General features: G+C 62.3%; 29 protein-coding genes. 21 read left to right on the top strand and 8 right to left on the bottom strand.

What is annotated here, in order from left to right:
* The first annotated feature begins 164 nt into the window (after nt 1-164).
* The 4 genes from ABC729_RS07350 to ABC729_RS07335 all read left to right on the top strand — a co-directional run bounded on the left by ABC729_RS07350 (nt 165) and on the right by ABC729_RS07335 (nt 2,276).
* Entirely contained in the window at nt 165-827 is a 663-nt protein-coding gene (locus ABC729_RS07350; protein WP_495606980.1) for a LolA-like protein, read from the top strand.
* A complete protein-coding gene (locus ABC729_RS07345; RefSeq protein WP_495606979.1) occupies nt 824-1,312 on the top strand; it encodes an FKBP-type peptidyl-prolyl cis-trans isomerase in 489 nt (162 codons plus the stop codon). Before ABC729_RS07350 ends, ABC729_RS07345 begins: the two co-directional genes overlap by 4 nt.
* A 90-nt stretch (nt 1,313-1,402) precedes the next feature.
* Complete coding sequence (locus ABC729_RS07340; protein WP_495606978.1) at nt 1,403-1,969, top strand: FKBP-type peptidyl-prolyl cis-trans isomerase; 567 nt, start codon at nt 1,403-1,405, stop codon at nt 1,967-1,969.
* A gap of 106 nt (nt 1,970-2,075) precedes the next feature.
* Nucleotides 2,076-2,276 (top strand): YdcH family protein, encoded by a 201-nt coding sequence (locus tag ABC729_RS07335; protein ID WP_416573783.1) that lies wholly within the window; start codon nt 2,076-2,078, stop codon nt 2,274-2,276.
* Between the two features lie 86 nt (nt 2,277-2,362).
* Here ABC729_RS07335 and ABC729_RS07330 read toward each other — a convergent pair whose 3' ends face one another.
* Nucleotides 2,363-2,953 carry a LabA-like NYN domain-containing protein gene (locus ABC729_RS07330; RefSeq protein WP_495606977.1) on the bottom strand — a complete coding sequence of 197 codons (591 nt, stop codon included), beginning with the start codon at nt 2,951-2,953 and terminating at the stop codon, nt 2,363-2,365.
* A 279-nt stretch (nt 2,954-3,232) separates the two neighbouring features.
* Between ABC729_RS07330 and folK the strand changes: the two genes are divergently transcribed.
* The 12 genes from folK (at nt 3,233) to ABC729_RS07270 (ending at nt 14,251) form a co-directional block, all read left to right on the top strand.
* Nucleotides 3,233-3,730 carry a 2-amino-4-hydroxy-6-hydroxymethyldihydropteridine diphosphokinase gene (folK, locus tag ABC729_RS07325; RefSeq protein ID WP_495606976.1) on the top strand — a complete coding sequence of 166 codons (498 nt, stop codon included), beginning with the start codon at nt 3,233-3,235 and terminating at the stop codon, nt 3,728-3,730.
* Between the two features lie 85 nt (nt 3,731-3,815).
* Nucleotides 3,816-4,202: a DNA-directed RNA polymerase subunit omega gene (rpoZ, locus tag ABC729_RS07320; RefSeq protein ID WP_495606975.1), complete on the top strand. Its 387-nt coding sequence runs from the start codon at nt 3,816-3,818 to the stop codon at nt 4,200-4,202.
* An 83-nt stretch (nt 4,203-4,285) separates the two neighbouring features.
* Nucleotides 4,286-6,481, top strand: coding sequence for a RelA/SpoT family protein (locus tag ABC729_RS07315; protein ID WP_495608653.1), 2,196 nt, complete (start codon nt 4,286-4,288; stop codon nt 6,479-6,481).
* A gap of 38 nt (nt 6,482-6,519) precedes the next feature.
* Nucleotides 6,520-7,068 (top strand): DUF2062 domain-containing protein, encoded by a 549-nt coding sequence (locus tag ABC729_RS07310; RefSeq protein WP_495606974.1) that lies wholly within the window; start codon nt 6,520-6,522, stop codon nt 7,066-7,068.
* The gene (locus ABC729_RS07305) at nt 7,068-7,817 is read left to right on the top strand and encodes a pyridoxine 5'-phosphate synthase (protein WP_495608652.1); all 750 of its coding nucleotides are present in this window, start codon (nt 7,068-7,070) and stop codon (nt 7,815-7,817) included. Before ABC729_RS07310 ends, ABC729_RS07305 begins: the two co-directional genes overlap by 1 nt.
* The gene (acpS, locus tag ABC729_RS07300; RefSeq protein WP_495606973.1) at nt 7,814-8,227 is read left to right on the top strand and encodes a holo-ACP synthase; all 414 of its coding nucleotides are present in this window, start codon (nt 7,814-7,816) and stop codon (nt 8,225-8,227) included. The genes ABC729_RS07305 and acpS overlap by 4 nt, the downstream gene beginning before the upstream one ends.
* 3 nt (nt 8,228-8,230) lie before the next feature.
* The gene (lepB, locus tag ABC729_RS07295; protein ID WP_495606972.1) at nt 8,231-9,082 is read left to right on the top strand and encodes a signal peptidase I; all 852 of its coding nucleotides are present in this window, start codon (nt 8,231-8,233) and stop codon (nt 9,080-9,082) included.
* Nucleotides 9,079-9,762: a ribonuclease III gene (rnc, locus tag ABC729_RS07290; RefSeq protein WP_495606971.1), complete on the top strand. Its 684-nt coding sequence runs from the start codon at nt 9,079-9,081 to the stop codon at nt 9,760-9,762. Before lepB ends, rnc begins: the two co-directional genes overlap by 4 nt.
* Entirely contained in the window at nt 9,759-10,736 is a 978-nt protein-coding gene (gene era, locus ABC729_RS07285) for a GTPase Era (RefSeq protein WP_495606970.1), read from the top strand. Before rnc ends, era begins: the two co-directional genes overlap by 4 nt.
* Nucleotides 10,737-11,378: 642 nt before the next feature.
* A complete protein-coding gene (locus tag ABC729_RS07280; protein WP_495606969.1) occupies nt 11,379-11,624 on the top strand; it encodes a FitA-like ribbon-helix-helix domain-containing protein in 246 nt (81 codons plus the stop codon).
* Nucleotides 11,611-12,054: a type II toxin-antitoxin system VapC family toxin gene (locus ABC729_RS07275; RefSeq protein WP_495606968.1), complete on the top strand. Its 444-nt coding sequence runs from the start codon at nt 11,611-11,613 to the stop codon at nt 12,052-12,054. Before ABC729_RS07280 ends, ABC729_RS07275 begins: the two co-directional genes overlap by 14 nt.
* Nucleotides 12,055-12,769: 715 nt before the next feature.
* Nucleotides 12,770-14,251 (top strand): methyl-accepting chemotaxis protein, encoded by a 1,482-nt coding sequence (locus ABC729_RS07270; RefSeq protein WP_495606967.1) that lies wholly within the window; start codon nt 12,770-12,772, stop codon nt 14,249-14,251.
* A 74-nt stretch (nt 14,252-14,325) separates the two neighbouring features.
* On the opposite strand, the gene ABC729_RS07265 is transcribed toward ABC729_RS07270, so the two are convergent.
* From ABC729_RS07265 to ABC729_RS07250, 4 genes are all read right to left on the bottom strand, one after another.
* The gene (locus ABC729_RS07265; protein ID WP_495606966.1) at nt 14,326-15,627 is read right to left on the bottom strand and encodes an amidohydrolase family protein; all 1,302 of its coding nucleotides are present in this window, start codon (nt 15,625-15,627) and stop codon (nt 14,326-14,328) included.
* A complete protein-coding gene (locus ABC729_RS07260; RefSeq protein WP_495606965.1) occupies nt 15,627-17,108 on the bottom strand; it encodes an amidohydrolase family protein in 1,482 nt (493 codons plus the stop codon). Before ABC729_RS07260 ends, ABC729_RS07265 begins: the two co-directional genes overlap by 1 nt.
* Nucleotides 17,109-17,288: 180 nt before the next feature.
* On the bottom strand, nt 17,289-18,221 hold the full coding sequence (locus tag ABC729_RS07255) for a ribose-phosphate pyrophosphokinase (RefSeq protein WP_495606964.1): 933 nt from the start codon (nt 18,219-18,221) through the stop codon (nt 17,289-17,291).
* Nucleotides 18,222-18,429: 208 nt separating this feature from the next.
* Entirely contained in the window at nt 18,430-18,609 is a 180-nt protein-coding gene (locus ABC729_RS07250; RefSeq protein WP_495606963.1) for a CsbD family protein, read from the bottom strand.
* Nucleotides 18,610-18,842: 233 nt separating this feature from the next.
* Here ABC729_RS07250 and ABC729_RS07245 point away from each other — a divergent pair, with 233 nt between their 5' ends.
* On the top strand, nt 18,843-19,688 hold the full coding sequence (locus ABC729_RS07245) for a class II glutamine amidotransferase (protein WP_495606962.1): 846 nt from the start codon (nt 18,843-18,845) through the stop codon (nt 19,686-19,688).
* Nucleotides 19,673-20,335, top strand: a complete 663-nt coding sequence (locus tag ABC729_RS07240) for a DUF2987 domain-containing protein (RefSeq protein ID WP_495606961.1) — start codon at nt 19,673-19,675, stop codon at nt 20,333-20,335. Before ABC729_RS07245 ends, ABC729_RS07240 begins: the two co-directional genes overlap by 16 nt.
* A gap of 6 nt (nt 20,336-20,341) precedes the next feature.
* Here ABC729_RS07240 and ABC729_RS07235 read toward each other — a convergent pair whose 3' ends face one another.
* Genes ABC729_RS07235 through ABC729_RS07225 form a run of 3 tightly spaced genes read right to left on the bottom strand, consistent with a single transcriptional unit; the run spans nt 20,342 to nt 21,358 of the window.
* Nucleotides 20,342-20,737 carry a hypothetical protein gene (locus ABC729_RS07235; protein ID WP_495606960.1) on the bottom strand — a complete coding sequence of 132 codons (396 nt, stop codon included), beginning with the start codon at nt 20,735-20,737 and terminating at the stop codon, nt 20,342-20,344.
* A complete protein-coding gene (locus ABC729_RS07230; protein ID WP_495606959.1) occupies nt 20,738-20,998 on the bottom strand; it encodes a hypothetical protein in 261 nt (86 codons plus the stop codon).
* 9 nt (nt 20,999-21,007) lie between these two features.
* Nucleotides 21,008-21,358, bottom strand: a complete 351-nt coding sequence (locus tag ABC729_RS07225) for an ArsR/SmtB family transcription factor (RefSeq protein ID WP_495606958.1) — start codon at nt 21,356-21,358, stop codon at nt 21,008-21,010.
* 178 nt (nt 21,359-21,536) lie between these two features.
* Between ABC729_RS07225 and guaA the strand changes: the two genes are divergently transcribed.
* The 3 genes from guaA (at nt 21,537) to ABC729_RS07210 (ending at nt 25,367) form a co-directional block, all read left to right on the top strand.
* Nucleotides 21,537-23,117 (top strand): glutamine-hydrolyzing GMP synthase, encoded by a 1,581-nt coding sequence (guaA, locus tag ABC729_RS07220; RefSeq protein ID WP_495606957.1) that lies wholly within the window; start codon nt 21,537-21,539, stop codon nt 23,115-23,117.
* A gap of 239 nt (nt 23,118-23,356) precedes the next feature.
* Nucleotides 23,357-24,691, top strand: a complete 1,335-nt coding sequence (locus ABC729_RS07215; RefSeq protein ID WP_495606956.1) for a glycosyl hydrolase 108 family protein — start codon at nt 23,357-23,359, stop codon at nt 24,689-24,691.
* On the top strand, nt 24,684-25,367 hold the full coding sequence (locus ABC729_RS07210; RefSeq protein ID WP_495606955.1) for a hypothetical protein: 684 nt from the start codon (nt 24,684-24,686) through the stop codon (nt 25,365-25,367). The genes ABC729_RS07215 and ABC729_RS07210 overlap by 8 nt, the downstream gene beginning before the upstream one ends.
* The last annotated feature ends 79 nt before the right edge of the window (nt 25,368-25,446 follow it).

Below are 25,446 nucleotides of genomic sequence, written 5' to 3'. Positions count from 1 at the left end.
TTCTGCCTGGATGCGGCCCGGCCCGCCCTTCATATGCTCTTTCTGAGTATAAGGGGTCAAGCTGCCCGCCACGGGATGCCGGGGCATGGCCGCCTTGCTTATCCTTGCTTGCGGCGGCGTTCCGGCATCCGTAACGTGCCGCCAGCTATTCCATGGGGAGCCTGATGATGGCCCTGAACCGTTCCGCCCTGCTGTTGGGCTTCGGCCTGCTGTTTGGCACCCTTCCGGCCTGGGCTGAAAAGCTGCCGGCCCCGGCCGCCGCTTTCTCCGCGTCGCAGAATTTGACGGTCGATGGCGTGGCCCTGTCAGCCCGTATCTTTCACGACAAGGGATTGGAACGGCGGGAAAGCCGGGTCGATGGCCTGAACAACCTGTTGATCATCCGGCCCGATCAGGGAGAAGCACTGGTGGTGCAGCCGGAAAGCAATATAGGCATGAAGCTGCCCCTGACCGACCCCGAGGTTGGAATGGTTGCCAGCAGCTTGGCACAGCTGTCGGGCACGCCAGAAGGGACCGAGACCCTGTCTGGTGAGGCCGTGACCCGTTATCGGGTACAGGACATCACGCCTGACGGCGCTGGATTCGATGGCCGCGTTTGGGCCACGCCTGACGGCATCTATGTGAAGCTGGAGGGACGGACTGGCGGGACGGGGGCGGCCAGCATCGCCATGACCCTCAGCGATATCCGGCGCGGTCCCCAGGAGCCGGCCCTGTTCACGCTGCCCACCGGCCTGTCGATCATGACGCTGGACCCGATGGAAGGCCGTATCCCGCCTGCCTTCCAGGCGGATAAGGAAAAGGCCGCGAAGGAGGGCACCAGGAAATGAGACGCCGCGATCTGCTGTTAACCGCCCTGGCGGCCCCGCTTCTGTCTGTGACCACTGCCCAGGCGCAGGCCCCGACCGCTGCCGAGCAGGCGTTCCTGGACAAGCTGGGGACCGACTGGCGGACCGTGACCAACGGTCCCACCCGCTACCGTATCGTGAAATCCGGTCCGGCCACGGGACCGCTGGTGCCGCTCGTCTCCACCGCCACCCTGCATTATCAGGGGCGGTTGGAAAACGGGAAGGTGTTTGAGGATACGCGCGACATGGGCCAGCCGGCACAGCTGATGCTGACCCGGGCCATTCCCGGCTGGAAGCAGGTATTGCCGTTGATGCGGCAGGGCGACGTTTGGGAATTGGCCATTCCGGCCAGTGCGGCCTATGGTTCCACCGGCTCGGCCAGCGGTAAGGTGCCGCCCAATGCCAACCTGTTCTTCACGATTGAGGTGCTTGGCTTTGTGAAACCCAAGCTCAGCAGCGGATTCTAGAGTGAACAGGGGCACGCACCGCGTGACCTGCCGACCGATCCATGGTAACCCGCTGTCTTCCCGTGATCCTGTGCAATGCGGAGCGCTGATATGAACGGCCGCCTGACGAAAGCCGCCTCCCTGATCGCCCTGACCCTGGCGCTGGTCGCCCCGTCCGGTGCGCAGCAGGCACCGGCCGCCCCGGCACCGGGCGGCGTCAATGACGTTCTGTCCATGCCCCGCGTCGATCCGCAATTGCAGTATCTGGTGGAAAACCAGAAGAAGCCCGGCTGGCAGGTGACACCGTCCGGCCTGCAATATCGCGTGGTCCGCCGTGTGGCCGGCAATCCGCCGCGCCCGCTTCTGTCGGACGAGGTGACGGTGAATTACCGGGGCGTGCTGATCGACGGCAAGGAATTCGACAGTTCCTACAGCCGTGGCCGGCCTGCGACCTTCCCTGTGAACAAGCTTGTGCGCGGCTGGCAGGAGGCGCTGGTGATGATGCGCGTCGGCGAACAGTGGGAACTGGCCGTCCCCGGCAATCTCGGCTATGGCCTGCGCGGGCAGCCCGATGGCGGCATTCCGCCCAATGCCACCTTGTTGTTCACCGTTGAACTGCTGGGCATCCGCAAGCCGGATACGACCAACCTCCTGGCCAAGCCCGGCACAATTCGCTGACCAACCCACGTTTACGAAAATTGCGTGCCCCACAGTGCGCGCGATTTGTGGTATGGATGCGCCGGGCGTTGGAGCGCCTGGGACAAGGTGTGCGACGCGGAACCCGATGACCGATCAGCTCGTTTTGAAAGAAAAGCTCGCGGCTCTGAAGACGGAGCATCGCGACATGGATGATGTCATCCAGCGGCTGACGGAGCAGTTCCCCGTGGACCAGCTTCAGATTCAGCGTCTGAAGAAGCGCAAGCTTCTGCTGAAGGATATGATTGCCCGTCTGGAGAGCCAGCTGGTGCCCGACATCATCGCCTGATGACGCCTGGGCGGCGCTCAACGCCATAGAAAAAGGCCGCAGCGGACAACCGTTGCGGCCTTTGTTATTCGAGGAAGGGCGCGAACTTACTCGCCCTGTTCCGGATGGTGGTCCGGCTGCACCTGATGATCGTCAGTGCCGGAATGCTCATGCGCTACCGGCTGCTGATACCGGTTGGAATGGCTGCGCTGGATGCTATTCGCGAGATCCTGCAATTCCAGGAAATTGTCGGCCTGACGGCGCAATTCGTCGGCGACCATCGGTGGGGTGGACCGCACCGTGCTGATCACTGTGACGCGCACGCCCTTGCGCTGCACTGCCTCCACCAGACGGCGGAAATCGCCGTCACCGGAGAACAGCAGGATATGGTCAACATGGTCCGCCATCTCCATCACGTCGATGGCGAGTTCGATATCCATGTTGCCTTTGATCTTGCGCCGGCCCGACGCGTCGGTGAATTCCTTGGTCGGCTTGGTGACCATGGTGTAGCCGTTATAGTCCAGCCAGTCGACCAGCGGACGGATCGGCGAATATTCCTGATCTTCAACCAGGGCGGTATAGTAGAAGGCGCGGATCAGCCGGCCTTCCGCCGCGAACAGTTCCAGCAATCGCTTGTAATCGATGTCGAAACCGAGGGATCGCGCTGCTGCATACAGGTTGGCGCCATCAATGAACATAGCCAGCCGCTCTTGCTGGTAAAATATTTTGCGTGCCATTTCTTCCTCTAATCACGTTGTCAAAAATGGTTTACCCCGGAATATTTACCCCGACCTCCCCACCGGGAAGGGTGGGTCGGGTGCCGTGCCGCCATTGCACCGATCAGAGGGTGCCAAAAGCACACGGCAGGTGACGGATGATTTCCGGCACGGTATGCCATCACATGGTTGGCAGCAAGCGCCGTAACACTCCATGGGGTGAGATAAGGTGCGGCACTTGCGATTTCCAGGAAAACACCCGTGATTTTTATTGCCATCGGCTCCAATCTTTCCGTCCCCGGTCTGGGCAAACCCCTGGAAATCTGCCAAAAGGCCTTGGCCCGGCTCGACTCCATGGGAATCGCGGTCGCGGCCCTGTCGCGTTTCTATGAAACCGCACCAGTGCCCATATCTGACCAGCCCTGGTTCGTGAATGCTATCGCGCGGGTGGAATGTGACTTGGATGCCGCTACCCTTCTGGACCGCCTGCATCAGGTGGAGCAGGAGTTCGGGCGCGTGCGTCGCGACCGGAACGAAGCGCGGGTGCTGGACCTCGATTTGATCGATTACAAGGGTATGGTTGATGCCGGTCCGCCCATCCTGCCGCACCCGCGCATGGTGGATCGCGCTTTTGTCCTTCTACCGCTGGGTGACGTGGCGCCCGGCTGGGTGCATCCTGTAACGGGTCGCGCCATTGCCGATCTGATCGCGGCGCTGCCGCCGGATCAGGCTATCCGCCCCCTGTCAGGGCTGGAATGATTGCCGCGAAGGGCGGGCGTCCTTGCAATGCGGAATGTAGCCCCCTATAAATCAAAGCTTATCCGTCGCTGGAGAGTATCTGGATATGGCCCGCGTTACCGTTGAAGATTGCGTCCTTAAGATTCCGAACCGTTTCGAACTGGTGATGATGGCTGCCCAGCGCGCCCGTGACATCGCCTCCGGTTCGCCCCTGTCGATCGACCGGGACAATGACAAGAACCCCGTTGTCGCCCTGCGCGAAATTGCGGACGAAACCGTGGTTCTGGAGCACCTGAAGAACAGCCTGATCAAGGGCCATCAGCGCGTGCCGGAACAGGACGAGCCTGAGGAAGAGATCGTCGAGCTGATGGCCGGCGAGACCGCCTGGGGGGCCGATGCCGCCCGGGCCGAGGCCGAGGATGAGCTGGGCGGGGAGATGGACTTCTCCGAAGGCGATGTCGGCGGTGCCGACTTGGCCGACGAGGATATCTGAGCCGACGGAACCATGCAGATGGAAGGCCCGTGTTGGCGCGATAATGCCCGGAAAGGCGGCCTGAAATGAGCCGCCAGACCAAGATCATCCGCCAGTACGAGCTGGTTGAGCGCGTGATGGGGTACGACCCCAATGCCGATGAGGACGCGCTCAACCGTGCCTACGTCTTCACGATGAAGGCGCATGGCTCGCAAACGCGGGCCAGTGGCGATCCTTACTATGTCCACCCGATCTGGGTGGCTTGGCTGTTGACGGAGCTGAAGCTCGATGCCAACAGCATCATTACCGCCCTGCTGCATGACACGGTCGAAGACACCCTGACGACGCTGGAGGAAATCCAGCGTCTGTTCGGGCCGGAAGTGGCGCGTCTGGTCGATGGCGTGACCAAGCTTTCGCGCATTGAGCTGCAGAATATCGGTGAGCAGAGCGAAAGCACCAAGCAGGCGGAGAATTTCCGCAAGCTGGTGCTGGCCATGTCGGAGGATATCCGTGTCCTCCTGGTGAAGCTGGCCGACCGCCTGCACAATATGGGCACGATCCAGTTCCTGAAGCCGGAAAAGCGCCGCCGGATCGCGCGCGAGACGCTGGAGATTTATGTCCCGCTGGCCGAACGTATCGGTATCCAGCGCTGGAAGGACGAGCTGGAGGATCTGGCGTTCAAGGAGTTGAACCCGGATGCCTATGAAAGCATTCGAATCCGGCTGGATGATCTGCAATCCGCCGGCAAGGCCCGGGTTGATCGCATCATTGAGGAATTGGACAAAACCGTCCGCTTCAATAACGAATCGGCCGTCGCCAATGCCGAGATTTATGGCCGCCTGAAATCGCCCTATTCGATCTGGCGGAAGATGCACGCCAAGAATGTGGCGTTCGAACAGCTGTCCGATGTGATGGCCTTCCGCATCGTGGTCGATACGCTGGGCGAATGTTATCAGGCGCTGGGTATCATCCATGCCCGCTATCCCGTCGTACCGGGGCGGTTCAAAGACTACATCTCCACACCCAAGCCCAACGGCTATCAGTCGATCCACACCACGGTCATCGGCCCGGAAAAGCAGCGCATTGAGGTGCAGATCCGCACCCGCGACATGCATGAAGTGGCTGATATGGGTGTGGCTGCCCACTGGTCATACAAGCAGGGTGCGCCCGAGGCGGCACAGCCCAAGACCGAGGGGCGGCAATATCGCTGGCTGCGCGAACTGCTTGATATCCTTGAGCATGCGACGCGACCGGAAGAGTTCCTGGAACATACCAAGCTGGAACTGTTCCAGGATCAGGTCTTCTGCTTCACGCCCAAGGGCGACCTGATTGCCCTGCCGCGCGGGGCCACGCCAGTCGATTTCGCCTATGCCGTCCACAGCCAGGTGGGCGACACCTGCGTCGGTGCCAAGATTAATGGCCGCATGCAGCCGCTGCGCAGCCATTTGCAGAATGGCGACCAGGTAGAGGTGCTGACCTCGAAGAACTCCTCGCCCTCGCCGGATTGGGAAAACTTCGTCATCACCGGCAAGGCGCGCGCGCGCATCCGCCGCTTCATCCGCACCCAGCAGCGGGGCGAGCATATCAAGCTCGGTCGCGGCTTGATGGAGCGGCTGTTCAAGCAGGAAGGCTATGAATATTCAGAAAAGGCCTTTGAAGGCGTTCTGAAGATTTATCAGCAGCCCAGTGTGGATGATCTGCTGGCCGCCATTGGCGCCGGTACCGAGGGCCAGCGCGACGTTTTCAACTCCATCTTCCCCGGACACCGCAACGTCAATCCCGTTGTGGCGGACGAGAAGGTGGTGGCCATCGCCACCAAGCCGAAGCCGGCGACGAAGGGCAAGGGCACGACGCCGCTGGCCATCCGGGGCCTGATCCCCGGCATGGCGGTGCATTATGCCCGCTGCTGTCACCCGATCGTGGGGGACCGCATCGTTGGTATCGTCACCACGGGCAAGGGCGTGACCATCCACACGATTGATTGTGAGACGCTGGAAAGCTTCCATGACAGTCCGGAACGCTGGATCGACGTGTCCTGGGACCCGGATGCCGACACGCCCAACGATCTGGTGGGGCGCCTGTCGGTGGTGGTGGCGAATGAGACGGGGGCGTTGGGCACGCTGTCCACGGTCATCGGCAAAAATGGCGGCAACATCACGAACCTGAAGATCACCAACCGCACGAACGATTATTTCGAGATGCTGATCGATGTGGACGTGAAGGACGTCAAGCATCTGACCAACATCATGGCGGCGCTGCGGGCCACCCCGGTGATCCATTCGGTCGAACGTGGGCGCTGACGGTCCAGCAAGGGACCGGGAAGGAACCATAAGGCATCATGTTCAGGCGGCGTGAACCGTTGACCCCGGCGGGGCGCTTGCGGCGGCTGCTCTGGCCCTCCATGGGGCTGGTGCGGTCCGGGCGCTATGTTGCCTATCGGATTGCGCGGATTCAGGGTTCGCCTCATGCCATCGCGTTGGGCATCGCCTGGGGCGTGGCGCTGTCCATGACGCCGCTGCTGGGCCTGCATTTCCCTATCGCCTTTCTGCTGGCCTGGGCCACCCGCGCCTCCATCATGGGGGCCATGGTCGGCACCGTCACGGCCAACCCCTGGACCTTTCCGGCAATCTGGTATTCCAGCTACCGGCTGGGCTGTTCGCTGCTGGGCATGGCGCCGGGGCATGAGGATCAGGCGCGCCTGACCCTGGCCTTCCTGATCGACCATCCCTGGCAGGTGTTCGCACCCATGCTAGCCGGTGGTTCGCTGATGGGGGTGGCGGCCGGCATCATCGCTTACGTGATTGCCAAGCCCCTGATCCGGTTCTATCAGGAAAAGCGGCGTGAACGGCGTCGGGCTGGTCGCGTGCTTGTGGGCAAGGGGGTATGATGGGTGCCAAGCCGTTGCGTCTCGGCGTGAATATCGACCATGTCGCCACCGTGCGGAATGCGCGCGGCGGGGATAATCCCTGCCCGGTACGCGCGGCGCTGCTGGCGGTCCATGCCGGTGCCGATGGCATCACCGCCCATCTGCGCGAGGATCGCCGCCACATCAGGGACGAGGATATCGACCGGCTGATGGCCGAACTGCATAAGCCGCTGAACCTGGAAATGGCCGCGACGGAGGAGATGCTGGCCATCGCCCTGCGCCACCGCCCGCACGCTGTCTGCCTGGTGCCCGAGAAACGGCAGGAACGCACGACAGAGGGCGGGCTGGACGTCATCGGCAACCGTGCGCATCTGAAGCCCTATGTCGCGCGTCTGGCCGATGCGGGTATCCGCGTTTCCATCTTCATCGGGGCGGACGCGGATCAACTGGACGCCGCCCGCGATCTGGGCGCGCCCGTGGTCGAACTGCATACCGGTGCCTATGCCGACGCCGCCAAGGGCCCGGCCCGCGATGCGGAGCTGGCGCGCCTGGTGAAGGGGGCAGCCCATGCCGCCGCCATCGGTCTGGAATGCCATGCCGGCCACGGCCTGACCTTCGACAATGTCGGCCCCGTCGCTGCCATTCAGTCCATTGTGGAACTGAATATCGGGCATTTCATGATGGGGGAGGCGATGTTCATCGGCCTGCCCGCCACCATCGCCGAAATGCGCGCCCGCATGGATATTGGCCGCCGGGCGGGGGCCGCATGATATTGGGCATCGGCAGCGATCTGGTCGATATCCGCCGCATCCAGGCCAGCCTGGATCGTTTCGGCGACCGTTTTGCTGCCCGTGTTTTCACTGAGGCTGAGCGCGCCCGGGCCGATGCGGCGGGTAGTGCCTCCGTCCGCGCCGCCACCTATGCCAAGCGCTTCGCCGCCAAGGAGGCGGCGACCAAGGCGCTGGGCACGGGGTACGCCGACGGTGTGCATTTCAAGGATATCGAGGTGCGGTCCGACGGCAAGGCCCGCCCGACCCTGCATCTGACAGGTGGCGCGCTGGACCGGCTGCACGCCATGGTGCCTGCCGGCATGGCACCCCGCATCGACCTGTCGATGACCGATGAACTGCCCTACGCCCAGGCCTTCGTGGTCATTTCGGCCCAGCCGGCGGGGACGTGAGGCATGAACCCCCGCCCTCAGCCGCCACCGCCCCGTCCTGTCCCCGACCCACTGCCCCCGCTGGTGGAAACCCACCCGCATCACATCAGCAGCGGCTGGGCCGAGACGCTGCGCATCATCCTGGTCACCATCCTGGTGGTGGTCGGTGTGCGGACCCTGACATTCGAGGCATTCAACATCCCCAGCGGATCGATGGTGCCTACCCTGCTGGTGGGTGACTATCTGTTCGTGAACAAGGCGTCTTACGGATACAGCCGCTATTCGCTGCCGGGCTTCCTGCGCTTTGGCGATGCCGCCCCGCCCGTGACCAAGGATTGCAAGGCAGCGCCGGGCCGCCTGTTCGGCAGCCTGCCCGAACGCGGCGACGTGGCTGTGTTCAAGCTGCCTAAGGATACCAGCGTCGACTATATCAAGCGCATCGTAGGCCTGCCCTGTGACCGGCTGCAGATGATTGGCGGTGCCCTTTATGTGAACGGGGAGATGGCGGCCCGCATCCGGGTGCCGGATTTCGTCCTGCATGAAGGGTTTGGTGGCGCCTTCACGGCCCCGCAATATATCGAGACGCTGCCCGGCGGGCGTCAGCATCCGGTGATTGAAATGTCGGGCGATCAGGGCCTGCTGGATGACACGCCGGTCTTCACGGTCCCGCCCGGCTATGTGTTCGGCATGGGCGACAGTCGCGATAATTCGCAGGACAGCCGCGTGCCGGAGGTGGTGGGCTTCATCCCCGTCGAGAATCTGGTGGGCCGGGCCACCAACATCTTCCTGTCGGTGAAGGAGGAGGAGAGCCTCTGGCGCTTCTGGCGCTGGGGTTCGGCCATCCGCACCGAACGGTTCTGGGAAAGGGTTGAATGATGGAACTGGATCGTTTGCAGGATATCCTGGGCCATCGCTTCACGGATATTGCCCGCCTGAACGAGGCCTTGACCCACCCGTCGGTGGGCGGGGTCAACCGGGCCAAGGTGGGCAAGGGCTATGAACGGCTGGAATTCCTGGGCGACCGCGTCCTGGGCCTGATTGTCGCCGAATGGCTGCTGGAACGGTTCCCCAAGGAACAGGAAGGGGCATTGGCCCGCCGCCTGACGGCCCTGGTCCGGGCCGAGGCCCTGGTGGTTGTGGCGGATCGTATCGGGTTGGGCCAGTATCTGCGGCTGGCACCGGGTGAACAGGCGGGCGATGTGAAGCCCGCCATCCTGGCGGATGCCTGCGAGGCGGTGATCGGCGCCCTCTATCTGGATGGCGGTCTGCCGGCGGCGGCTGGCTTCATCCGCCGGCATTGGGATGCCGCATTGGAGGGGGCGAAGGCGGCACCCCCGCAGGACCCGAAGACCGGCCTTCAGGAATGGGCGCTGGCGCGCGGGCGCAAACTGCCGCTTTATACGGATATTGGCCGCACCGGCCCGGACCATGCCCCCGTTTTCCAGGTCAGTGTGACCGTGGAGGGGTATGAACCGGCGGTGGCAACCGGCCCTTCCAAGCGCGCGGCGGAAAAGACCGCCGCCGAAGCACTGCTTTCCCGGATCAGGACTCTATGAGCGACAGCGACGATATCGTTTCCCGTTTTCTTTCAGGCCAGGATACCGGCGGCGACGCCCCGGCCCGGCCGGCACCCACACATCCGCGCTGCGGCTTCGTGGCCCTGGTGGGGGCACCCAATGCGGGCAAGTCCACCCTGCTGAACGCGCTTGTCGGGTCCAAGATTTCCATCGTCAGCCCCAAGGTACAGACCACGCGGTCCCGCGTGCTGGGCATCGGCATGGCCGGCGACAGCCAGATCCTTTATGTCGACACACCCGGCATCTTCACGCCCAAGAAGCGTCTGGAACGGGCCATGGTCGCCGCCGCCTGGCAGGGGGCGACCGATGCCGATCAGGTCGCCGTCCTGTTCGACGCCGCGCAGAAGCGTATCGATGACGATACGCGCGGCATCGTGGAACGGCTGAAGGAAGCGGGCCGCAAGGCCGTGCTGGTCCTGAACAAGATCGACCTGATCAAGCGCGAACGCCTGCTGGCGCTTGCCGCCGAATTCGCCGAATTCGGCGTCTTCACCGAGACCTTCATGGTTTCCGCCCTGACCGGCGACGGCCTGGAAGGCTTGCTGAAATTCTTCGCGGCCTCGGTGCCGGAAGGCCCCTGGCTTTATCCGCCTGATCAGCTGTCGGACATGCCCGAACGGTTGCTGGCCGCCGAAATCACGCGTGAGAAGCTGTTCCTGCAACTGCATCAGGAAGTGCCCTACGCGACATCGGTGGAGACGGAGACCTGGGAGGAGTTTGAGAACGGCTCCGTCCGTATCGGTCAGGTCATCTATGTCCAGCGCGACACGCAGAAGGCCATCATCCTGGGCAAGGGCGGTGCCCGCATCAAGCAGATCAGCACCGCCGCGCGGGTGGAGATGGCCGAATTCCTGGGCCGGCCCGTGCATCTGATGCTGTTCGTGAAGCTGCGTGAGAACTGGGCCGAGGAACGCGACCAGTACGAACCCTGGGGTCTGGACTACAACGCCTGACCGGGCGGGCAGGGGCGGCAAGCCCTGGCCCAACAACCGGCACCCGCCCTTATCCCCTGCATCCCGCCCAGGTCCGGGTCGCGTCCACGCAACATAGTGAAACATGCCGCGCGGCGATGTTTCATTGGGCGTGGCCGGATCATCCCGGTGCCGGACCCCGCCATCACCGCCCCCCTGTGAAACATGACGCACCATGGCGACGGGGACGGTTGCACAGGCCCTGATACGGGGCAGGGGCCGTCCTGCGCAACCCTGTGAAACATCCGCGTTGTGCGTGTTGCACAGGCCATGACCGGGTAAATCCGTGGTTTTCCAGGGATTTTCCGGGGATGTGAAACAGTGTGCAACAGAAATACGTGTCGCGTTGCGTGGGTGCGGCGGGCAGGGGAAGGGTGCCGCGCAGGCGGAGGCCGCGCGGTTCTGCGCAACGCTGTGAAACATGCCGACGCGCGATGTTCCGCGGGCGATGGGGCCGTGAGGGCGTCCGGGGGCAAGGCGTGGCTGTGGCGGTGAGGCGTGCAGGATAGCACGGTGGGCGGGAAAAGTCAGCAGTTGGGGTGGGGCGGTCGCTGTCAATGCGACCTTGAAAAGGCGCGGTCACCACTCTAATATTGATATCAATGATATCGCGATGGTGACGACATGGTTAAGGCTCTCGCCTTGCGGGGCATCGACGATGACGTTCATGAGGCACTGCGTCTCCGCGCGGCGCGGGCCGGAAGGAGCATTGAGGCTGAAGCACGGGCCATTATCGCGGAAGCGTGCCTGCCGATGCGGCCCGCCAACTGGGCAGACGGCCTGAGAATGCGGGCCAAGGCACGCACGGGGTCGGTCCCCCAGACGGACAGCACCGATCTGTTGCGCGAGGCGCGGGATGGCCGTTGCTGACCTCCCCCAGACCGTAGTGGTGGATGCCAGCATTGGGGTGAAATGGGTCGTTGATGAAGCGGAGTCCGATGCCGCCGTTGCCTTAATTGCGGGACGGCGGTTGATCGTCCCCACCCTGTTCTGGATAGAAACGGCCAATGTGCTGGCCATGAAGGCCAAGCGCCGTGAAATTTCCCGCGCTGCCGTTGCCGACGCCTGGAGAGACCTGAACGACGCCCCTCTGGAACTGTTGAATATCACCCCGGAGACAGTCTTATCGGCGCTGACGTTGGCACAGGACCTACAACATACCGTCTATGACTGCGCCTATTTGGCTGTGGCACTCGGCGTGGGCTGCCCCGTCGTGACAGCGGATCGACGATTTGCCGCCATCGCAGCGGGGCACCCCACCCTGGCGGGCCGGGTGTTGTTGCTGAACGAGTTCCGTTGATCAGAAGGCGCGGCGCTTGTCAAGGATGGCGCCCAAGTCATTACCGTCGCCTTGTCAGCCGTCGCGGCCTGCCTGATTGCCGTGGCAATGACAATGATGACCACCCCACCTCAATCCCTTGAATAGGGATAGCGGACACGGACAGGTCCGCCGGATCGGTTCCGCCGCCCCAGGCGATCAATCCGGCATTGGCCCGGTTTGTCTGTGATTGGAGACGCCCTTTTTCATCATCCCGGCCTTCACCGGGATGACGACGATGGGGATAAGGAGAGCAGGCCTCGTCGGACCCACCCAGCTCGTCAGCCCAGCCGCCAGGGATTCAGGACCGTTACGTGCATCGGTTGCGGGTGACCAAGTTCAGCCGATGCACCAGGGCCGTGGCGGTGATCAAACTGTCATTCTTCGGTTGCCGATCGGCGACATGCCGTAGCAGCGGATCATCCATCCCAACGTCTGCTCGACCAGTTAGTGGCAGGGCGGGACCCTGAGGCTCATCGGATGAACCAACGAAATTGTAACATTTTGGATATAAAAGTAAATTAAATCAATCAATGGGTGCATTTTTTTGAGGAATTGTTAAAACTCTATAACTTTTAGCCAAGCCATTCGTTCTGTGGCTATTCCTAAGGGTATAGGTCTTTGGCTTTAGGTCGGTGGGAACTCTGATAGTCTCTGCAAATGGATGACGAACACAGACGTATGTGGGGAGGACGCGATGATGTTTGGCTCTCTTACCCAACGTAGTGACAGTGAGCAGGTGCTCAGCGCTCTCAACCTTTCACAGGCGGTCATTGCGTTCCAACCAGACGGGACGATCCTGGATGCGAACCAGAATTTTCTGACCGTCATGGGGTATTCGCTAGCAGAAGTGCGCGGCAAGCATCACAGCATGTTTGTTGAGCCGGTGGAGTATAATCACCCGGACTATGCAGCATTCTGGCAAGCGCTGCGTAATGGTGAATTCCAGGCGCGTCAGTTCAAGCGTCTAGGAAAAGGAGGAAAAGTCGTCTGGATTGAGGCATCTTACAATCCGATATTGGGCCCAAATGGACGTGTGGTAAAAGTCGTCAAATATGCCACTGATATTACACAGAAGGCGATGGAGCACGCTGATCTATCGGGTCAAGTTGATGCGATCCGAAAATCGCAGGCAGTGATCGAGTTCACGCTTGAAGGCTCTATCATCTGGGCTAATGAGAACTTCTTAAGGACCATGGGTTACACCCTGAACGAGATCAAGGGCTGTCACCACAGCATGTTTGTCGAACCAGCAGAACGGACCAGCGGCGACTATAAGGCGTTCTGGCAGGCGCTTCGTGGGGGTGAGTTCCAAGCCCGTCAGTTCAAACGTATTGGCAAGGGTGGTAAGCCAATCTGGATTGAAGCGTCGTACAACCCGATCCTTGACCCCAGTGGTCAGCCTGTAAAAGTCGTCAAATATGCCACCGATATCAGCGCCCAGATGCAGATGTTGGGGGATCTGAAGGTTCTGATTGATCGGAATTTCGGTGAAATCGATCGAGCTGTTGATCTCTCTACCCGTGAAGCCAGCAGTGCCAGCTCTGCCGCTAACCAGACATCTGCTGCTGTACAGATGATGGCGTCGAGTGCCGAGGAATTGGCGGCCTCCATCGGCGAGATTTCCCAGAGTATGGCACAATCGCGAGGCGCCACGGACAGCGCTGTCGAAGTGACGGGGCGGGCGGATCAAGCGGCCCATCGCCTGGATGACGTGGCGCGGTCGATGGAGGGTGTTGTCGACGTTATCCGAACGATTGCTGGTCAGATCAACCTATTGGCCTTGAATGCCACCATTGAGGCCGCGCGAGCGGGCGACGCGGGACGTGGGTTCGCTGTGGTTGCCACGGAGGTGAAGAACCTTGCCAACCAGTCTGCGAATGCAACCAAAAAAATCTCCGAGGAGATCGCCGGCATTCAGAACCTGTCCAGCGACATGGTTGCAGCGCTTAAAGATATCCGCGCCGCCGTCGGGAAAGTCCGGGAATATGTAACGGCCACTGCGAGTGCTGTGGAGGAGCAAAGCGCGGTTACCCGTGACATATCCTCCAACATGCAGACGACAGCATCCGCTGTTGAGACGGTTACACGCAATCTTACGGCCATTAACGACTCTATAGGAAGGGTAACGGGTGCCGTGTCAACGACCAAAGACGCTGCACGCATCCTGGCTCGTTAACCAGTACAGGTGACGACTGCCGTTCAATAATAATGAGAGACACGCCCTCACGGGCGTGCCCTCTACCCCACACATCACCTCTTCAAATACCGCTGTTCCAGCGCCCGCGCCCTGGTCTGCAACGATTGCTCCGTCCCGTTCACGAACACCTTTTCCGCCAGGACCGTGGGCTCCAGCGGGTCGCCGGCCCACAGCACGAGGTCGGCGGGTTTGCCGACGCTGATCACGCCGGCATCCTTCACCCCGAACAGGGCGGCGGGGCGGCTGGTGATGGCGGCCAGGGCCTTGTCGCGGGGCATGCCGTAGGCGACGGCGGTGCCGGCCTCGAAACGCACCTGATTGGCGTAATGGCCGTCGGCGGTGGTGGTCAGGATGACGTTGACGCCGGCCTTTTCAAGCAGGGCGGCGTTTTCCAGGCGCGCGCGCTGTATCTCAAACCGGTTGGGGATGTTGGTGGTGGGCTTGATGATCACGGGCACGCCGGCGGACGCGATCTCACCCGCCACCATCCAGCCTTCCTCCACGCCCAGCAGGACCAGCCGCAGCTTTTCCTCCTTTGCCAGACGCAGGGCCAGACGGATGTCGGCGGCGCGGGAGACGGCCAGGAACAGGGGTGCCTCGCCACGGGCGACCGGCAGCAGCGCCTCCAGATCGGCGCGGGACAGGCTGTAGTCGCGCGTGCCGCCCTGGTTGAAGGCGGACTTGTTGGCGGCGTAGTGGCGGGCGTCTTCCAGCGCCTCCTTCAGGATGGCGACGGACAGGCTGCGGCTGCCGCCGGCATTCTTGGCGGCGTTTTCGCCCAGGGGCAGGGCCACGCCGATGCGGCTGCGCACCAGGATGTCGGCGGCGGCACCGGTATGGATGATGGCCGGCTGTCCATGGAACAGCGGCTCCTCCGCATGGCCGGCGGTATCCGCCTCATGCGCATGCGCCCCGTCACCGAAGGCGGCGGCGGGCATGATCACGGCGCGGGTGACGCCACCCAGACGGGCCAGTGGCAGCAGGGTGCTGGCCGGGTTGACCGAATAGGAGGGGTCGTAGGCGACGGCGAAGTCCTTGTTCTCGGCCTTGCTGTCGTTGGTCTGCTCAACCGCGCTCACCTCCTCAATGCCGATATCGCTGCTGGAGACGAACAGGCCGGGGGTGACGGTCTTGCCGGTGCCGTCGATCAGCGTGGCACCGGCGGGCACGGCGGCCCCGGCACCGGCGGCGGTGACGATGCCATTCTGAATGACGATGGTGGCACCGGGCAGGGAGGCACCGGTGCCGGTGACCAGGGTCGCCCCCTGGATGGCAATGGTCTGCGCCTGCGCTGCCGCGCCCAGGGCGAGGGCGGCGAAGACGCTGCCCAACAGGGCCTTTTTCAGGTTGTTCATCACTTCACCCCCGCCTTGAAGATATCGGCCCCGGACTGCCCCAGCTCAAAATCGGAGCGGGGTTCAGCCGGCGGACGGGCGCGGTCATGCATCAGCACGCCGTCGATATAGACCAGATCGGCCAAGGTATAGATGGAGAAGGGGTTGCCGTTCCAGACCACGACATCGGCCATCTTGCCGGGTTCCAGGGTGCCGGTCTTGTCCAGCACGCCAATGGCCTTGGCGGGATTGGCGGTGATCCAGGCGATCGCCTCCTCATCCTTGATGTCCAGGCCCAGATAACGACCCTCCGCCAGGGACTGTGCGGCTTCCTTGTTCAGATGCTGGATCAGCGTCTCGTCATCGGAATGGATGACGGCGCAGGCCCCGGCGGCATGGACCATGGCGGCATTGGCGGGCACGCCATCATAGCTTTCCATCTTGAAGCCCCACCAATGGGCCCAGGTGGCGACACAGGTGTCGCCGGCCTTCAACAGGTCGGGGATCTTGTACGCCTCTGTCGCGTGGTGGAAGGCCTTGATGGAGTAGCCGAACTCCTTGGCGATATCGAGCATCACCGACATTTCATCGGCGCGGTAGCAATGGTTCTGCACCAGGATATCACCGCGCAGGACGCCGGCCAGCGTGTCCAGCTGCAGGTCGCGCTTGGGCGGGTCGCCCGGCCCCTTGTCGCCGTCGCCGCCCTTCTTCGCCTTGTCGTAATAGGCGTCCCATTTGCGGCGGTACTCGGCGGCCTCAATCCAGGCCTTGCGGTAGCCGGCCACGTTGGACATGCGGCTGGCGGGGGCGCGGCCCTTGCCGCCATAGACGCGCTTGGGATTCTCGCCGCAGGCCATTTTCAGGCCATAGGGTGCGCCGGGGAACTTCATCTCCTGCACATTGCGGGCGGGCACATTCTTCAAGGTCACGCTGCGCCCGCCGAACAGGTTGGCGGAACCGGGCAGAATCTGAAGCGTAGTGACGCCGCCGCGAAGCGCCCGTTCGAATCCGGGGTCCTGCGGCCAGACGGAATGTTCGGACCAGACCTGGGCCGTGTTGGGGTCCGTCGCGTCATTGCCGTCGGAATGCGCCTGCACCGCCGGGGCGGCATAGACACCCAGGTGGGAATGCATGTCGATGACGCCGGGCGTGACGAAGCGGCCCGTGGCATCCACGATGGTCGCCCCGGCAGGCACGGGCAGGGAAGCGCCCACCGCCTCAATCTTGCCGTCGCGGATGATGACGGTGCCATTGTCGATCCGCTGGCCCGTGCCGGTCAGCACGGTCGCCCCGGTCAGGGCCACCACGCCGCTGGCCGCCGGCTTATACCGGCTGGGGAAGGGGTCGCGGTTGGCGGCGGGGTCCAGGCCCTGGGCCAGCCCCGCCTTGTCATCGCCCTTGTTCTTGTCCTTGGATTGGTTGGCCGCCTGTCCCGTGGCACATCCAGCCAGCACCAAGGCCAGCCCCGCCACCATCCAGCGACCGGTCCGCGACCGCGCCATTGCCCCCACTCCATTGTTGCCATTGAAACAAAGGCGTTGAGTGTGGGGACGGTTCGCCTGTCAAGTCAACGGCTTGGGGTGTAACGGGATTGTAACGGAGTGTGCCGGTGTTTGCCGTGACCAAACGAAAACGGCGCCGGTGGGGACCGACGCCGTTTTTGGTTTGCACCCGTGGAGGGATTACACAAACAGGCTGGACACCGAGCGCTCGTTGCTGATGCGGTCGATGGCGTCGGCCATCAGGCGGGCGATGGAGCGCTGGCGGATGTTGGTGGCCTGCTTCACGGCGTCGGTCGCCACGATGCTGTCGGTGATCACCAGTTCATCGAGCGGGGAGGCGCTGACGCGGGCCACTGCACCGCCGGACAGCACGCCATGGGTGACATAGGCGCGCACCGAGGTGGCACCACGGGCCTTTAACGCCTCCGCGGCGTTGCATAGCGTGCCGGCGCTGTCCACGATATCGTCGATCAGGATGCAATCACGGCCCGACACGTCACCGATGACATTCATCACCTCCGACACGCCGGCGCGTTCACGCCGCTTGTCGATGATGGCCAGGTCAGCCTCCAGACGGCTGGCGATGGCGCGGGCGCGGACCACGCCGCCGACGTCGGGCGACACAACCATCAGCTTGCCGGTGCCGATCTTTTCCTGGATGTCCTTGGTGAACTCACCACCGGCCACCAGATTATCGACGGGGATGTCGAAGAAGCCCTGAATCTGACCTGCATGCAGGTCCATGGTCAGGACGCGGTTGGCACCGGCGGTCGTCAGCAGGTTGGCCACCAGCTTGGCCGAAATCGGCGTGCGGGGGCCAGTCTTGCGATCCTGACGGGCATAGCCGTAATAGGGGATCACGGCGGTGATGCGGCGGGCGGAGCCGCGGCGCAGCGCGTCGATGATGACCAGCAATTCCATCAGATGGTCATTGGCCGGCTTCGACGTCGACTGGATCACGAACACATCCTCGCCGCGGACATTCTCGTTGATCTCAACGAAAATCTCATTATCGGCGAAGCGGCGGATCGATGCCTTGGTCAGGGGGACCTCAAGGCAGGTCGAAATGGCTTCAGCCAGCGGCTGATTGCTGTTACCCGCGATCAGCTTCATGGTGGTGCTGCCCGTCTTTGGTGGAAAAACTGGGTGAGCGGCGACGCCCCAGGGGACGACACCGAACCTTCACAAAGGCGGGCGCACCATAACCCCGGCCCCCCCAACTGTAAACGCCGCGACCGTTGCAGCCTACAACGGTGTGACAGGCGGCCACGGCATGGGCGAAGGGGGGCCGGGACAGGATAAGACGGGGAGGGAAGGGGCGTCAGCGGGTGGCGTCGCGCACCGCATCCTTCAGATGGCCCTTCACCTGCTGGGCCTTGCCCTTGGCCTGATCGGCGCGGCCTTCCAGTTCCAGGCCCGGATCGTCGGTCGCCTTGCCGACGCCCTTCTTCACGGCACCCTTGGCTTCGTTCAGCTTGCCCTTGATGGTATCGGTGTTCATGGAATTCTCCTTGATCTTTCCGGGCCGCGCGAACCGGCGGCTCCGACGGAAGGAACAGCGGGGAAGGGGGTTGGTTGCGGGTGGGCTGGAAAAGGTCACAGGCGGGTGGTGGTGCGAACGTTGTTCAAAATGCCACGGCTTTGCCCTTGTTCCGCCATGCCCCCCTGATTTAACAGTAAGGGGCCGTGGTTCGGGGCCTGATCTGTTCGCCGGACCTATATAAGGTGGTTTCGATGTGCCGTTGGCTGGCCTATGCCGGTATTCCCATCGCGATGGACACGCTGCTGTTCCAGCCCTGCAACTCGCTGATCCGGCAGTCGCTGTCGGCGCAGCGCAGCGTGGCCCCCACCAATGGCGACGGGTTCGGCCTGGGCTGGTATGGGGATATCGCCAAGCCGGGGCTTTACCGTGACACGATGCCGGCCTGGTCGGATGCCAATCTGCGATCGCTGGCCGAACAAATCCGCTCGCCCTTGTTCTTCGCGCATGTGCGGGCATCGACGGGGACGGCGACGTCGCGGCTGAATTGCCATCCGTTCCGCTATGGCGACTGGCTGTTCATGCATAATGGGCAGATCGGCGGCTGGCCCCTGGTGCGCCAAGATGTGGAGGGCATGATCCGCAAGGACCTGTACCGCCACCGCGAGGGATCGACCGACAGCGAGGCGTTTTTCTATCTGGCGCTGGGCAATGGCCTGATGGAAGACCCGGCCAGCGCCTTTGCCCTGACGGTGGCGCAGATCGTGGGCAAGATGCGGCGCGAGGGTGTGACGGAACCGTTCCGCATGACGGCGGCCTGTACCGACGGCAAGCGGCTTTATGCGGTGCGCTGGTCCTGCGATGGCCGCTCGCCCAGCCTGTTCTGGACCCAGGGCCATGTCGACGGCTGCCGTGACGGGCGCGTCTGTCTGGAGGATGGCACCGACTCCGTCATGGTCCTGTCCGAACCGCTGGACGAGGATGCCAGCCACTGGAACGAGGTGGCGGAAGGGTCCTTCCTGGTGGCTGAAGGTAGCCGCGTCACCGTCAGTTCGTTCCAACCGCTGGGTAGAGGTCCCTTACCATGCGCCTGTTCCTGACCACCGCCCTGGCTTTGTCGCTGGCCGTACCGACGGCATGGAGCGCTGTCGGTACGCATACGGCGCCGTACAAGCAATTCCATGACGAGATGGTCAAGTTCTATGGTCACGGGCATGATCATCTGGCACTGCGCCTGTCGGTGCAGCCGACCAATGACAAGCAGCCGCTGGACGCCCCCGTCACCCTGGTGGTGACAGCGCCGGAGGGGCGGGTGGACCTGCCCGTCGATGCCGACAATGCCGTGGATATCCCGTTCCGTCCCGATTGGGTGCAGGCGGGGGCCATGGTCACCGTCAATCAGGCGGCCGGCACCTATAAGATGAAGGCGCAGATTGGCATGAAGGTGACGCCAGGCACCACCCGCATCGCCTATGCCGATGTGAAGGCGGCCTTTGATCAGTTCGACACGCTGATCGACAAGGAGGCGGGGGCGGTGTCGTTCCTGGCCCCATCGGCGAAGACGCTGCGCCTTGTCTGTGGCAAGGATTGCACGGTGACGCTGGAGGGCACCAAGGGGCCGCGCGTGCTGAAGGCCGATCAGAAGGGCCGGGTGAATGTGCCCAACGACAAGGGGCTGGTGAAGGAGAACCCGGTGCTGGTGGCCAGCCGGCCTGTCGCCTATACAGTGTTGACCACGAAGGAGTAGGGGCGCTTAAGAGGCTGGCCCCTTCACATAAACCCGCCAGACATAATCCCACGGCACGACGGCGATGACGATCACCACCATGCCGGTGGCGACTATGTTGGCGGCGATGCCCTCATTGATCGTGTCGTTCTGCCAAGCCGGAAAGGCCACACGGGACAGCCAGATCAGTTTCCAGGCGATTTCCCAGAACATCAGCGGCAGCATGCGCAGCGGATGGCGCAGGCCCAGCAGGGCCAAGGCCGACATGGCGGCCAGCATGGTGACCACCACGCCCTCCATCAGCGCCCAGTTGCGGGCCGGATCGATGATCTGTGACCAGTTCAGGTAACCGGCACCCAGCGCCATGATCAGGTAAACCGCCCGCAGCAGGTGCAGGCGCCATGTAGCGATACCGTCCATCATTCATTCCACCTGTTTCAGGATTTTTTCGACATTGGCCAGCGTGGTGCGGGCGGCGGTCAGGTCGGCGCGCAGGGCATTGATGGTGCCCGTCTGTTCCTCAAGCGCCGCCACAGCACGTTCGGCCAGGGCGCGATAGGCACCGTCATCGGCCATTTTGGCCTTTGCCTGCATGACATTGGTGACCATGCGCATGGCAAAGATCGATACGATCGCCACCACAAACCAGAAAATCGAATAGAGATAGGTATCGTCAGCCATCATTCTTCCCCGTTAGTCCCCTGTGGTGCCCGGTGCCAGCAAGTTTTCCGTGACCAGACGGACGCTGTCGGCCGTCAGGTCCAGGTGAAAAGATGCCAGTTGCAGATAGTTCAAGGCCTTGCCGTCGTCCGACAGTTCCAGCTGTGATGTCACCAGCCCGGCCTCCAGCAGCTTCTGCACATGCAGATGCAGGAGGGGGCGGCTGATCCCCAGATCGCGGGCCAACTGGCTGATATAATGCCGGTCGCCCCCCGCCAGCCGCGCCACGATGCGCAGCCGGTGGGGATTGGCCAGCGCCGACAGGGCCGTCAGGACCTGTTCCCCATCGCACGCCGTTCCGGCTATCTGAAGTTCGTGTTTCATATGTAAGGTATTTCTTACAGGTGACAGAAAGAGTCAATAGGTATTTATGGTCCGCCGATTGTCGTGTGCGGTCCGGGTCAGACAGGGGGCAGCCTTGCGGAGGTGCCTGTTGTCGGGAGAGGCTTGGTTGGTTAGGTTGCGGCGCATTCTCCGCCCCTGACCCGCAGGAAAATGCGCCATGGCCGCCGCCGCTTCCACCGCACCCGCCGCCCATCCCGACCGTGTCCTGATCCTGGATTTCGGATCGCAGGTGACGCAGCTGATCGCCCGCCGTGTGCGCGAGGCCGGCATTTACTGCGAAATCATCCCCTATAGCGCGGATGAGACCCGCATTCGCGCCTTTGCGCCCAAGGCCATCATACTGTCGGGCGGCCCCGCCAGCGTGACCGAAGAGGGTGCCCCTCTTGCCAATGACGTGGTCTGGACCCTGGGCGTTCCAGTGTTCGGCATCTGCTATGGCCAGCAGATCATGTGCGAACAGTTGGGCGGCAAGGTGGAGCCGGGCGAGACCCGTGAATTTGGCCGCGCCTTTGTCGATGTGAAGGATGATTGCGCCCTGTTCGAAGGCGTGTGGAGCATCGGCGCGCATGAACAGGTGTGGATGAGCCATGGTGACCGTGTCACCAAGCTGCCCGACGGCTTCCGCATCGTCGCCACGTCGGAGGGCGCCCCCTATGCCATTATCGCCGATGATGCCCGCCGCTTCTATGCGGTACAGTTCCACCCCGAAGTGGTGCACACGCCGCATGGCGACGCCCTGATCCGCAATTTCCTGTTCAAGGTGGCGGGCCTGAAGGGCGATTGGACCATGGCAGCCTTCCGCGCCGAGGCCGTGGCCCGCATTCGCGAGCAGGTGGGTTCGGCCAAGGTGATCTGCGGCCTGTCGGGCGGGGTGGACAGCTCCGTCGCCGCCGTCCTGATCCATGAGGCCATCGGCGCGCAGCTGACCTGTATCTTTGTGGATACCGGCCTGATGCGGTCGGGCGAGGCCGAACAGGTGGTGACCCTGTTCCGCGACCATTACAATATCCCGCTGGTGCATGTGGACGCCGCCGACCTGTTCTTAGGGCAATTGGAGGGCGTGTCCGACCCCGAACAGAAGCGCAAGATCATCGGTCGCCTGTTCATTGAAGTGTTCGATGGCGAGGCCGCGAAGATCGGCGGGGCGGAGTTCCTGGCCCAGGGCACGCTGTATCCCGATGTCATCGAGAGTGTGTCCTTCACGGGCGGCCCCAGCGTCACCATCAAGTCGCACCATAATGTCGGCGGCCTGCCCGATCGGATGAAGTTGAAGCTGGTGGAGCCGCTGCGCGAACTGTTCAAGGATGAGGTGCGGGCGCTGGGCCGCGAGCTGGGCCTGCCGCACAGCTTTGTCGGCCGTCACCCGTTCCCCGGTCCGGGTCTGGCCATCCGCGTGCCGGGTGAGATCACGCGTGAAAAGCTGGACATCCTGCGCAAGGCCGACGCCGTTTATCTGGACGCAATTCGCAAGGCAGGCCTCTATGATGAAATCTGGCAGGCCTTTGCCGTGCTGCTGCCGGTGCGCACCGTCGGCGTGATGGGCGATGGCCGCACCTATGATTACGCCTGCGCGCTTCGCGCCGTGACCTCGGTTGATGGCATGACGGCGGATTATTATCCGTTCGAACACAGCTTCCTGGGCCATGTCGCCACCCGCATCATCAACGAGGTGCGGGGCATCAACCGCGTGACCTACGACATCACGTCGAAGCCGCCGGGCACGATTGAGTGGGAGTGATCTCGGGGTTTAAGGGAATAGGTGCAGAGGCCCCGCCGGTAACCGGCGGGGCCTTTTTCTTGGGGTCCAGCATTATTGACAGGCGGCAGGGTAGGGCGATAGGATTGTAGGAATAAATACCAATCATGTGCCCGGCCGCTATCGCGTGCCGGGCATTTTTGTTTCTACCCCCCCCCCCGCCGCTGCCATGCCGGATCAACCGATCCGAACCCTGGTGCCTGCCCGTATGGAGATGCCCGATGTCCAACCCTTTCAGCTTCACCAACTCTCTTCAGTCCCTGGTTGACGGTGTCAGCGATTGGTTTGGTGATGATGAGGAGGATGAAGCAGAACGTAAGCGCCGGCGTGCTGCGGCGGCTGTAGTGCCAGAACCGGAAGTGGAGTTTCGCAGCCTGTTCAATGAACAGCCGGCGGTGGAAACCGTCACAAGCACGGGCCCGCGTGGCGTGGCCGAAGTGATCCGCCAGCCCAGCCTGGTGGATGATGCCAGTGACCCAAGGTTCCCGGCCTTTCAGAAAGCTTGGCGGGACGGCAAGCCGGTGGAGGACCTGTTGGGCGATACGCCCTTTGGCCTGAAATCCAAGATCGCTGGCAATGGTGGCGACAATCGCCGCCCCGATGTGGCCAAGGTCCAGGTATTGCTGAACAAGGCCGGCTTTCACGAGATACCGGAGGCAGAAGGGCCGAACGGGTATCACAGCACCATCCTGGATCAGGATATCCGTCGCTTTCAGCGCGCGAAAAAGTTGAAAGTGGATGGTGCCCTTTCGCCCGGCGGCGAAACGATCCGTGCCTTGGAACGAACCTTGTCGGCCAAGACAATGTCCGTTGCCCCAGCACCCGATATGCCAAAGCGGGATGCAGAAACGAAGCGGGGCGGTGTTACTGCGCAAACCGCCGCACCCGCCTTTTCCCCACCCAGCGATGGCACTGCCCCGCCGCCGGTGCTGCATCCAATTGGTCAAGAGCCGCGCTGGGCCGCCGATTGGGAAAGCGAAGCACGTTTTGAAACGCTGATGAAGCCCATCTTCAAGGATGAGGGTGGTTATGTAAATGATCCGGTTGATAAAGGTGGTGAAACCAATTTTGGCGTCACTGCGGAGACCCTAAAAAGGTATCAGGCGCTTTATGGCAGAAATTTCGGCGAGAACAATCAGCCCATTTCGCCGAAAGAATTGACGAAGGAGCAAGGCAAGGAGATTTACAGAAATGAGTTCTTCTATGGCCAGCGCCTGCATCAGATCAAGAGCCCGGCCATCGCAACGGTGATGTTAGATGCCGGCGTTCTGCACGGGCCTTCTCGATCATGGGAGTTTATGCAGAAGGCGCTAAATTCAATTGACGGAAAGAATGCACTAATAGTAGATGGGGTGGTTGGTAGTAGAACAATTAACAAAATCAATAAATTTCCGTCCGGCAGAATAAGGGATCTTATAGAAGACTATACGAGATTAAGGAGAGATGAAATCAATGCATTCATCAGAAGATACCCATCTCAAACGCGATTCGATAAAGTTTGGGGAAAAAGGTTGGATAGAGTCATGGAAAGGGCGTTGGGCTACTCTGATGAGTAGTCGGCTGCTTAGGTTAGCGACCGTTGCAGTGACCCTTGTGTTACTTCCAACAACATCATCGGCACGCGACTGTGACGAGTTTGCCGTTTACGATGCAAACAACATCCTGTCCGGACTCGTAAAGAATGTAGCCGGGCAGCGCTTATACTTTCAACGTTCGGCGGCCCAATGTCCCGGCGAGGCGGATTGTAAAGCCACAGCCTATCTGGTGCCGGGTGACCGTGTATTTCTGGCCGATGATAAGGGGCCCTATGTCTGTGCAATGTTTCGCGGCAAGAAGCGTGAGACGGCAGGTTGGCTGCCGCGCGCTGGACTGGATATCGATGCCACGCCCGCGCCACCGACCCGCGAAGATTGGTTGGGTCGGTGGCGCACTGGTGAGAATCTGATCCTGGTAGAGCCTAAGGACGGTGGAAAGCTGTTCTTTGAAGGTTGGGCCGTTGCGCCCCCTTATTACTTGTCGAGTTTTGATACAGAGACCGTGCCAAAGGGCAATCAGGTCATTTATAAGTTCGCTAGATGTACCATCAAGCTGCGCTGGTTGGCGGGGTTCATCCTGGCCACCAATACTTTGGGCTGTACCGGTTCCGGCAACAGCTTCACCGGCATCTATGTCCGCCGTGCCCTGACCACCGATCCGGAGGATGAGCCGCCAGAGCTGCGCGATAAGCGTTGAACCGGGGTGAACGGAGCCAGGGTGTCAGGGGGATTGGCGCTTCGTCCCCGCCTCTGCTAGCTTGGCCGCCGGCTGGGTT

It is taken from the genome of Niveispirillum sp. CC-CTL257, assembly GCF_059489915.1.
The sequence above is the reverse complement of the archived record's forward strand: the minus strand, read 5'-3'. Positions and strand labels throughout refer to the sequence as shown.

Bases quoted from the DNA above. Each gene is read 5' to 3' on its own strand.
- ABC729_RS07350 (WP_495606980.1), top strand. From the start codon at position 165: ATGATGGCCCTGAACCGTTCCGCCCTGCTGTTGGGCTTCGGCCTGCTG.
- ABC729_RS07345 (WP_495606979.1), top strand. From the start codon at position 824: ATGAGACGCCGCGATCTGCTGTTAACCGCCCTGGCGGCCCCGCTTCTG.
- ABC729_RS07340 (WP_495606978.1), top strand. From the start codon at position 1,403: ATGAACGGCCGCCTGACGAAAGCCGCCTCCCTGATCGCCCTGACCCTG.
- ABC729_RS07335 (WP_416573783.1), top strand. From the start codon at position 2,076: ATGACCGATCAGCTCGTTTTGAAAGAAAAGCTCGCGGCTCTGAAGACG.
- ABC729_RS07330 (WP_495606977.1), bottom strand. From the start codon at position 2,953: ATGTTCATTGATGGCGCCAACCTGTATGCAGCAGCGCGATCCCTCGGT.
- rpoZ (WP_495606975.1), top strand. From the start codon at position 3,816: ATGGCCCGCGTTACCGTTGAAGATTGCGTCCTTAAGATTCCGAACCGT.
- ABC729_RS07310 (WP_495606974.1), top strand. From the start codon at position 6,520: ATGTTCAGGCGGCGTGAACCGTTGACCCCGGCGGGGCGCTTGCGGCGG.
- ABC729_RS07305 (WP_495608652.1), top strand. From the start codon at position 7,068: ATGGGTGCCAAGCCGTTGCGTCTCGGCGTGAATATCGACCATGTCGCC.
- acpS (WP_495606973.1), top strand. From the start codon at position 7,814: ATGATATTGGGCATCGGCAGCGATCTGGTCGATATCCGCCGCATCCAG.
- lepB (WP_495606972.1), top strand. From the start codon at position 8,231: ATGAACCCCCGCCCTCAGCCGCCACCGCCCCGTCCTGTCCCCGACCCA.
- rnc (WP_495606971.1), top strand. From the start codon at position 9,079: ATGATGGAACTGGATCGTTTGCAGGATATCCTGGGCCATCGCTTCACG.
- era (WP_495606970.1), top strand. From the start codon at position 9,759: ATGAGCGACAGCGACGATATCGTTTCCCGTTTTCTTTCAGGCCAGGAT.
- ABC729_RS07280 (WP_495606969.1), top strand. From the start codon at position 11,379: ATGGTTAAGGCTCTCGCCTTGCGGGGCATCGACGATGACGTTCATGAG.
- ABC729_RS07275 (WP_495606968.1), top strand. From the start codon at position 11,611: ATGGCCGTTGCTGACCTCCCCCAGACCGTAGTGGTGGATGCCAGCATT.
- ABC729_RS07270 (WP_495606967.1), top strand. From the start codon at position 12,770: ATGATGTTTGGCTCTCTTACCCAACGTAGTGACAGTGAGCAGGTGCTC.
- ABC729_RS07265 (WP_495606966.1), bottom strand. From the start codon at position 15,627: ATGAACAACCTGAAAAAGGCCCTGTTGGGCAGCGTCTTCGCCGCCCTC.
- ABC729_RS07260 (WP_495606965.1), bottom strand. From the start codon at position 17,108: ATGGCGCGGTCGCGGACCGGTCGCTGGATGGTGGCGGGGCTGGCCTTG.
- ABC729_RS07255 (WP_495606964.1), bottom strand. From the start codon at position 18,221: ATGAAGCTGATCGCGGGTAACAGCAATCAGCCGCTGGCTGAAGCCATT.
- ABC729_RS07250 (WP_495606963.1), bottom strand. From the start codon at position 18,609: ATGAACACCGATACCATCAAGGGCAAGCTGAACGAAGCCAAGGGTGCC.
- ABC729_RS07245 (WP_495606962.1), top strand. From the start codon at position 18,843: ATGTGCCGTTGGCTGGCCTATGCCGGTATTCCCATCGCGATGGACACG.
- ABC729_RS07240 (WP_495606961.1), top strand. From the start codon at position 19,673: ATGCGCCTGTTCCTGACCACCGCCCTGGCTTTGTCGCTGGCCGTACCG.
- ABC729_RS07235 (WP_495606960.1), bottom strand. From the start codon at position 20,737: ATGATGGACGGTATCGCTACATGGCGCCTGCACCTGCTGCGGGCGGTT.
- ABC729_RS07230 (WP_495606959.1), bottom strand. From the start codon at position 20,998: ATGATGGCTGACGATACCTATCTCTATTCGATTTTCTGGTTTGTGGTG.
- ABC729_RS07225 (WP_495606958.1), bottom strand. From the start codon at position 21,358: ATGAAACACGAACTTCAGATAGCCGGAACGGCGTGCGATGGGGAACAG.
- guaA (WP_495606957.1), top strand. From the start codon at position 21,537: ATGGCCGCCGCCGCTTCCACCGCACCCGCCGCCCATCCCGACCGTGTC.
- ABC729_RS07215 (WP_495606956.1), top strand. From the start codon at position 23,357: ATGTCCAACCCTTTCAGCTTCACCAACTCTCTTCAGTCCCTGGTTGAC.
- ABC729_RS07210 (WP_495606955.1), top strand. From the start codon at position 24,684: ATGAGTAGTCGGCTGCTTAGGTTAGCGACCGTTGCAGTGACCCTTGTG.